The organism is Streptomyces sp. NPDC060205 (genome assembly GCF_042728395.1).
In the GTDB taxonomy this organism is placed as follows: Bacteria; Actinomycetota; Actinomycetes; order Streptomycetales; family Streptomycetaceae; genus Streptomyces.
The window spans coordinates 23,786-32,091 of sequence record NZ_JBHWZP010000084.1; the positions used below are offsets into that span (position 1 = coordinate 23,786).

The following is an 8,306-nucleotide window of genomic DNA, read 5'->3' on the forward strand; positions in this document are numbered from 1 at the left end:
TCAGCCAGTAGCTCAAACCCGCGCCCCCGTTTGGTATTAGGTTGGTACATCCAACTCGGCGTAGAAGCGCGAGTGCGGGTTGGCGAACGTGACTCAAGATCATTAGTAGTGCGGGGGCGCACCATGGCGCGCGAGCGGAACGAGCGGTTTGAGGCTCTTCTCAAAGAAGCAGCCTGGTCACGAGCCCAAGCAGCGAACGCCTTCGTGCGGGTCGCCAGCGAGAGCAACCTGACCGAATACACCCGCACCGCGCGGCAGCACGTGCAGCACTGGGTGGACGGGCATGAGCCGTCTGGGCAGGCCCCCATAATCATGTGCGAGGCACTGTCCCGTCGTCTGAGGCGAGTCGTCACAGCAAGTGAAGCCGGGTTTACAGCGCCCAATTCGCCATCACAGGGGGCGCTGGACTGGCGCGTCGATCCATTGATCGCGCTGAACGACTTGGGGAGCACCGACTTGGACCCGGACAGACGGAGCCTGCTGCGCGGCGGCGTGTACTCAGCTGCTGCCCTAGCCCTACCAGCAGAGTCCTGGTGGGTCGAGATGGCGAAGGAGCCTTCAAACGCGGAGCGGAAAGGCACGCAACGCGTCGGCCGCGGTGACGTTGAAAGCGTGCGCGAGATGACGTTGGCCTTCTCGCGAATGGACCAGAGGCGGGGAGGCGGCCACGGCCGTTCCGCTCTTGTTGAGTACCTCCGGTCCGATGTCGCCCGCTACTTGGTGGGGAAGTTCCCAAATGACCGAGTGCGCCGCGACATGTACTCCGCAGCCGCCGAGGGGGCCTACCTCTCCGGGTGGATGGCTTTCGACAACGGCGAACACGACGTCGCTGAGCCTTACTTTGCGCTTGGGCTGAAGCTGGCAGCCCGCTCCGGCGATGCCCCGCTCTCAGGCCACATTCTCCGCGCCATGGCCCACCAAGCTCTAGACCTAGGGTTGTTCAACAAAGCTCTGGAGCTGTCTTCGGCCTCAGTTGCCCGTCAACGCTACGAGCCGGCGACCCCGCGAGAGCGGGCGCTGCTCGGTGTCGTCCACGCCCGCTGTCTTGCCGCGAATGGACAAAAGACGGCGGCAGCCAAAGCTCTCCTCCGCGCCGAAGGTGACCTGCGAAGTGCGCACGACGGCATCGAAGAGCCGACCCGCACCTTCTTCTTTGGCCAGGCGTCACTGGCTCACGAGACGGCCTGCACCCTGCGCCTCCTCGACGATCAGAAAGGCGCGATCGGCCAATTCGGGCGCAGTGTGCGGACACGCGGAGCCGCCTTTAAGCGTACGCACGCAGTGACACTTGGGTACCTGGGCGCCACACAGATGTCAGCTGGCAGCGTGGAAGAAGCGTGCGCAACGTGGTCCAGAGCCCTCGACGCCATGGAGCAGGGTATCTACTCGGGACGGGCTCGCCAACGCGTGGTGGAGATGCGTCAGTTGCTGTCGCCGTACCGACGCCGTGGCATCCCGTCTGCTGTCGAATTGGAAGCCCGGGCCGTCGACTACCTGCGCACCGTAGATTGATCACGTCAGGTTGAGGGATGAGAGGAAGCGCCATGACGCTGCAGATCGAGCCCATCGGTACTGTGATCGGCGGACGCACAGAGATCGCGGACGACTATTGGGGCGGCGTCGAATCAATCATTCGTCTCGACTCGAAGTATCCAATCGACGTTGTTAAGGGTCTCGGCGAGTTCTCGCATCTGGTGGTGACCTGGCACTTCAGCCAGGCGTCGCCGGAGGACGTTGCCCTGCACGCGCGTAGCCCGCGAGGCGATTCCCGGTGGGAGCCCTCAGGCACGTTCGCACACAGGAATCACCGGCGTCCAAACCAGCTCGCGACCAGTTTCCCGCGGCTGTTGAAGGTGGACAGCTTGGACCTGCACGTTGCCGACCTCGACGCGGTCGACGGAACACCGATCTACGACCTTGCGCCCTTCTTCGAGGAGATGGGACCGCGCGGCGAAGTTCGCGAGCCCAGTTGGCCAGGCCAGATGCTCAAGGACTACTGGGCTGAAGCTGTCAGTTGAACGCGACGAGCGAGCGTACGTTCGCAGATCCCGGACGCTCGACCAGATCACACAGATCGGGGCCAGATCCGTGGCCGCCGCCACTGCAGAGCCACGATCCGAGTACGCACTCGCCGTCGTCCAGCGGAGTACCGCTGAGCTGATCGACTTCGGCTGGTTCGCTACCGACCTGCACCAGCAGTGCGGGGCCACCTTCGGCTTCGCGCTGCACCCCGATACTTGGGGTGTTACCTACGGCCTGAGAGGGCGTTAAGTCCGTTTCTGGTAGCGGCCTCGTGCGGGCTGGGTGAGGAAGCCTTGGCGGAGGAGACGTCCGAGGCGGGCGCGGGTGACGTTGACGGATGCCTCGTCGGTGGGCAGGTCGAGGAGTTCGTGCAGCTCACGGGGACGGAATGGATGGTCGGGGTGTTGGTTGAAAGCGTTCACCATTGCCTAATAGGCGGTGTTCGTCTCCGGCAGCCTCCACCTGTCCGAGCAGAACGGCCTGGCCCTCGTGTTGTGCCTGAGCCACCAGCAGACCGCCGAACGCGAGACGGCCGACACGTTGGCGGCCCTACAGGAGCCGGGCCCGGACGCTGCGGGACGGAGATGACCGACGAGGGACGCCAGGTGTGGGCCCTGGTGCCGCTACGGACCACCGCTCCCGCGCCCGACGGACGTACGGCACAGGCGGGGTAGTCCGGACAGACAGCGGCAACACCGGGACGGCGGACCCGGACCGGGCAGCCTTTTCCTGCCCGCAGCCGCCGCCGAGCGATAGAAGCCTCCCTGCGTCACACGGACGCGGTAACCACCGTGACCTGTCGACGGGGTGTGAGAAAATCGACCGGTTGAGTGGCCGAACAATCACACGCTCGGGCAGGTCGGTGAGGGGGCAGGGTGCGTTTCGTCGTTGCGCCAGACCGGAAGCTTCACCGGTACGACGGACGGTGCATGATTGTGGTGCCCGACGACTGGGACGACTGGTTCCAGTACAACACTCAGTACCGGCTGACGTACCAGGACGCGGGTAACAACCGCACGCCGATCGGATCCGTGAAGATCGGTCAGTTCGACATGCCCAAGGGGCAGAGCAGACCCGATCTGCCTTCGACGTTCGAGCAGCTGGATGACCGGTTTTTCTCGCTGGGACAGGACGACAGCTACTACAGGGACCTCGGTCGTATCAGCACCGACTTTCGCGCGGAGGTGCTGCAAGCTCTGCGCGACGTGGCCTTCGATGAGGAACTGTTTCAGCGGGCGCTCGCGGAGAACGTCACCGGGACCTCGCTCCTGCGCTCGGTCCCCCGGGCCACTGTGCAGGGTCAGTTCCGTCGCATGGCGCACGGCGGGCCCCGACGGACCCGGTACCACTTCGTCTATACGCCGCCCGCGGCCAGCAGCGGCGCTTCGACGCCGCTGACGTTCGACGTCAGGCCGAAGTCCCAGCCACCGACCAATATCCACGTGCTGATCGGGCGCAACGGCGTGGGCAAGACCCACGCACTGAACCACATGACGCGCGCGCTCGCGGATGAGCGAGCCACGGCTGACGAGGTCGGCACCTTCGAAGTTGACCAGGGCGGGCTTCGGGGCAGTTTCGCCAACCTCGTCTCGGTCACCTTCAGTGCCTTCGACCCCTTCGAGCCGCTGCCCAGCCCGCGAAACAAGGCCAGTGGCCTGGAGTACTCCTACATCGGCCTCAAGCACGTACGTAAACCCGACGAGTCGGGCCCCAAAGACTGGCAGGCCCTGGCCGCCGAGTTCGGCAAGAGTGTCAGGGTGTGCCTGAACGGCGCCCGGCAGGCGCGCTGGCGGCGAGCACTCACCATGCTGGAGAGCGATCCGATCTTCAGCGACGCTGGTGTGGCCGGGCTGGCGGATGCGGCCACCGATGACAAGGAACTGCGACGACAGGCACGCCTCCTGTTCCGCAAGCTCAGCTCCGGCCACAAGATCGTGCTGCTGACGATGGCCCGTCTGGTCGAGACCGTCTCCGAACGTTCCCTGGTACTGCTGGACGAGCCGGAGGCCCACCTGCACCCACCCTTGCTCAGCGCCTTCACCCGCGCTCTGTCGGACTTACTGTCCGACCGCAACGGGGTGGCGATCATCGCCACACACTCGCCCGTCGTGCTCCAGGAAGTGCCCCGCAGCTGTGTCTGGAAGATCCGGCGCTCAGGCTGGGACACCGTCGTCGAGCGGCCGACGATCGAGACGTTCGGGGAGAACGTCGGAGTCCTCACCCGTGAAATCTTCGGGCTGGAAGTCACGCACTCGGGCTTCCACCGCCTCCTCGACGAGGCCCTCGAGGAAGCGGACACATACGAGGAGGTACTGGAGAAGTTCGACGGGCAGCTCGGCAGCGAAGCGCGGATCCTGGTCAGGACCCTGCTCGCGGCGCGGGAAGCAGAGGGCAGCCGCTGATGTGGCCTGTCCCGCCGCCGCGTCATAGCGCTGATGCAGCCTTCCGCGCCTGCACCAGCCGAGTCCGGGACACCGATCTGCGCAAAAGACTGAAGAAGTCCGTCCAGGAAGTGGTCGACGCCGACTCCGAGTACACCGCCGCCGCCAGCGGTGCGGGCCTGCACACCTTGGAGGCCGAGGACTTCGAGCTTGCCGAGGTAACCAACGATGAGATGGTCGCCGTCTATAAGAGCCGCATGGCCAAGAAGGGCGCCTCGGGCAGGGGCATCTACGACGAGCTGATCCTCAGCGCCCCGGGTGGGTGCTGCCCTCTGTGCGGGCAGCGCAACGTCTCCACCCTCGACCACCACCTGCCCAAAAAACTCTTTCCTGCGCTGGCCGTGGCCCCGCTCAACCTGGTGCCCGCCTGCGCCGACTGCAACAAGCTCAAACTCGACGCCGCGCCGAGCAGCCGCGAACAGGAGACACTGCACCCCTACTTCGACACCATAAGCGACGATCCCTGGCTCGCCGCCACCGTCGTGGAAACGAAGCCGGCGGCCGTCCAGTTCTTCGTCGACCCACCTGCTCACTGGGACGCCTCCCTGACCGAACGCGTGAAACGGCATTGCGTACTCTTCCAGCTCCCAAAGCTCTATGCAGCCCAGGCAGCTCCGGAGATCAGCGGCATTGCCTACCACCTCACGAACCTGTACAGCGCTGCCCCCGCCCAAGGCGCCGTGAAGGTCCGCGCGTTCCTTGTAGACCAGGCGGAAAGTCGCCGCCACGCACGTGTCAATAGCTGGCAGGGAGCCATGTACCAGGCCCTAGCCGACAGCACCTGGTATTGCGATGGCGGGTTCACCATCTGAGAGGGCGTTAAGTCCGATCTTCCTCGGTTCGTGATCGCTCGATCGTGGGACTGATCGTCGCACGCGACATCTAGTCGGCATGTCCATGCAGAGATGCGGGCGTGAAGAGAGACCCGTACCCGAGCGACTTAACGGATGAGCAGTGGGCGTTGATCGAGCCGATGATCACAGCCTGGAAGCAGGGCCGGGTGAAGCGGTCGGCGACCGGAGATCCGGGCTCCTGTGACCTGCGGGAGGTCGTGAACGCGATCTTCTATCAGAACCGGACGGGCTGCCAATTGGCGTTACCTCCCGCATGATCTGCCGTCTTGGTCAGCGGTGTTCTACTACTTCGGCCTGTGGCGCCAGGACGGACTTGACCAGCGCATCCAGGAACTCTTGCGCTGCCAGGTACGGGAGAGAGCGAAGCGATTAGAGGACCCGTCCCTCGTGATCATCGACACCCAGTCGGTCCGCGCGGCCGCGGGCGTCCCGAAGGCCACGACGGGGCTGGACGCCAACAAGAAGGTGTCGGGCCGCAAGCGAGGGCTGGCCGTCGACGTTCGCGGCCTGATCATCGGCGTCGTGGTGCTGGCCGCCTCCGTTCACGACAACGCCGCCGGTACCGCCCTCCTCGACCAGGCGGCCGAGCGGTGCGGCAACCGTCTAGAGAAGGTCCTGGTCGACCAGGGCTTCAAGGACGAAGTCCTCATCCACGGAGCCCTGCTGGACATCGACGTCGAGGTCGTCCGCCGCAACCCCGACGGTCAGGGCAAAGGTTTCGTCCCACAGCCGAAACGGTGGATCGTGGAGCAGGCCAACGGCACGTTGATGCTGCACCGCCGGCTGCCCCGTGAGTACGACCACCGGCCGATACCTCGGCCTCGCGGGTCTACTGGGCATCGATCGCGAACATGACCCGCCGCCTCACCGAACCCACCCCCACCTGGCGCGACGCCCTCGAGCTGGCCGCATGAACACCACCGAGCTCCTCGCCGACCTGCAGGCCCAGCACGACGAAACCGCATCTAGGGCCTGTGTGACGTCGTGATCAATCTCGGGTTCTGGTCCCGTGTGTGGGTGGGGCCTGGTAGGACGCTGGGTGTGACACGTTCGCAACTCAGTGACGAGCAGTGGGAGTTCATCGAGCCGTACCTGCCGATAGGCGAGTACGGTCCGTACCCCGAGCGGCTGCGGGAGCAGTTCGAGGGGGTGATCTGGCGGTTCCGGTCCAGCGCCCAGTGGCGGGAGATGCCTGCCGGGTTCGGACCGTGGCCGACGGTCTACGGGCGCTTTCGCGTCTGGCGGGACGCCGGGGTCTTCTCCGCTCTTCTGGAGGGCATGATCGCCGAGGCCGCTCGCCGGGGACCGACGGACTTGTCCCTGGTCAGCGTGGACGCCACTACGGCCAGCGCCCACCAGGACGCCGCCGGGATGCACCTGGGCAAGGACGTCATGGACGCCCTTGAGGAAGCCGCCGCCGAACAGGAGCGGGCCCGGCAAAAAGGGGCGGCCCGCCGGGACAGAACGGGCAGGACGGCGGGGACGCCCCCGAGCAGGAAGAGCGACGGCGTATCCGGCGGCGGCGCACGTTCCGGCTGCACCAGGCCCTGCTCGGCAGATCCCGTGGCGGACTGACGAGCAAGATTCATCTCGCCGCGGACCGCAGGTGCCGTCCGCTGTCCCTCGTGCTGACCGCAGGACAGGCCGGCGACAGCCCGCAGTTCGTCCCCGTGTTGCAGAAGATTCGGGTCCGTCTGCCTGTGGGCCGGCCTCGAACCCGGCCCGGCGCTGTCGCCGCGGACAAGGCCTACTCGTCCCGCGCCAACCGCTCTTACCTGAGGAAACGCGGCATCAAGGCCGTCATTCCGGAGAAGAAGGACCAGGCCGCCAACCGGAAGAAAGAGGGCAGCCGGGGCGGCCGCCCCACACGCCACGACGCCGACCTCTACAAGGAGCGGAACACCGTCGAGCGGCTCATCAACAAGCTGAAGGCATGGCGTGGCATCGCCACTCGATACGACAAGACGCCCGAGAGCTACCTCGCCGGCCTCCACCTCCGCGCCTCAATGATCTGGATCAACGACCTGCTGAAGGCAACTGGCTGATCACAACGTCACACAGGCCCTAGCACGACGCCGACCAGAGCTACCAGACCCGTAATGAAAGATACCGTCACGCCCCACTCCTTTGGCGTCGCTCAACGCTCATGCTGAGCTGCACCCGGAGCGCTGACAAGAAGGCCTCCGTCGATCAGACCGGTTCACCCAGGCCTCGGTGCCACGTTTCGCGTGTCAGGACGTCGTTTGGTTCTTGCCCGGGGCCCGGTCCGTACTGGTACCGCGTGTGGCTTCGTGACGGCAAGGTTGACTCCGCGGTCCAGAATCGCGCGCCGCCACGCGTCTTGGGCGTCGATGACCTTGTCCAACGTCTCGCCTGGCACCCGCTCGGGTGCGACGGGCTCTGTCGGCCGTCTCGGCGTCCTGATTGCGCCGTAGGACTACGAGTTAGGGTCACGCTGCCGGATATCCCCGCCGCCAATTCCATCTACGGTTCTCGCCGTCACAGGTGTCAGCGCAGGCAGAGGATGCGTGGGGGTGGCGGGCCGCCGACGCCAGCGATACCGCCGAGGTCCTCTCCTGACGGTTTCTCAGCCAACGATGTCCATGAGGTTGTGGACGCGGCGGCACCCCCCACGTCGGCCCGACAGGGATCGTGCGGTGTGACGCTGACTCACTTCGTGCGGATATCGCGTTTCGCTGGCGGTGTCGTATCAGGAAGCGTGAACAGTCGCATACCTCAGCGCGGCATGGCAGTGTGAGAGTTGTTCAGGAAGTGCCCCCTGGGGGAGTGGAACCACCGTGGCCGCGCCTATGCAGCTCACCAAGACGCACAAGATCCTCATCGGTGTGGTGGTCTTCGGAGCGGTCGTCATCGCGGCGATCGGCTTCGCGGGCTCCTACGCCGCGGTGCGTGAACTGGCCCTGGAGAAGGGCTTCGGGAACTTCAGCTACGTGTTCCCGATCGGCATCGACGCGGGCATATGCGTCCT

General features: G+C 65.5%; 5 protein-coding genes and 2 pseudogenes. All 7 read left to right on the forward strand.

All coding sequences use genetic code 11. The features are described from left to right. Window positions 1-123 precede the first annotated feature (123 nt). Window positions 124-1,512: a Tat pathway signal protein gene (locus tag ACFWGJ_RS17310; RefSeq protein WP_387324982.1), complete on the forward strand. Its 1,389-nt coding sequence runs from the start codon at window positions 124-126 to the stop codon at window positions 1,510-1,512. A gap of 32 nt (window positions 1,513-1,544) precedes the next feature. Beyond that, window positions 1,545-2,018, forward strand: coding sequence for an SAM-dependent methyltransferase (locus tag ACFWGJ_RS17315; protein WP_387324985.1), 474 nt, complete (start codon window positions 1,545-1,547; stop codon window positions 2,016-2,018). Between the two features lie 933 nt (window positions 2,019-2,951). Next, complete coding sequence (locus ACFWGJ_RS17320; protein WP_387324988.1) at window positions 2,952-4,424, forward strand: AAA family ATPase; 1,473 nt, start codon at window positions 2,952-2,954, stop codon at window positions 4,422-4,424. A gap of 110 nt (window positions 4,425-4,534) precedes the next feature. Further along, window positions 4,535-5,275 (forward strand): HNH endonuclease, encoded by a 741-nt coding sequence (locus tag ACFWGJ_RS17325; RefSeq protein WP_387324991.1) that lies wholly within the window; start codon window positions 4,535-4,537, stop codon window positions 5,273-5,275. A gap of 101 nt (window positions 5,276-5,376) precedes the next feature. After that, a pseudogene (locus ACFWGJ_RS17330) lies at window positions 5,377-6,231 on the forward strand (IS5 family transposase). A gap of 127 nt (window positions 6,232-6,358) precedes the next feature. Next, window positions 6,359-7,362: pseudogene (locus ACFWGJ_RS17335) on the forward strand (IS5 family transposase). Window positions 7,363-8,115: 753 nt separating this feature from the next. Next, a partial coding sequence (locus ACFWGJ_RS17340; protein ID WP_387324993.1) for a DUF2637 domain-containing protein occupies window positions 8,116-8,306 on the forward strand: 191 nt, incomplete at its 3' end.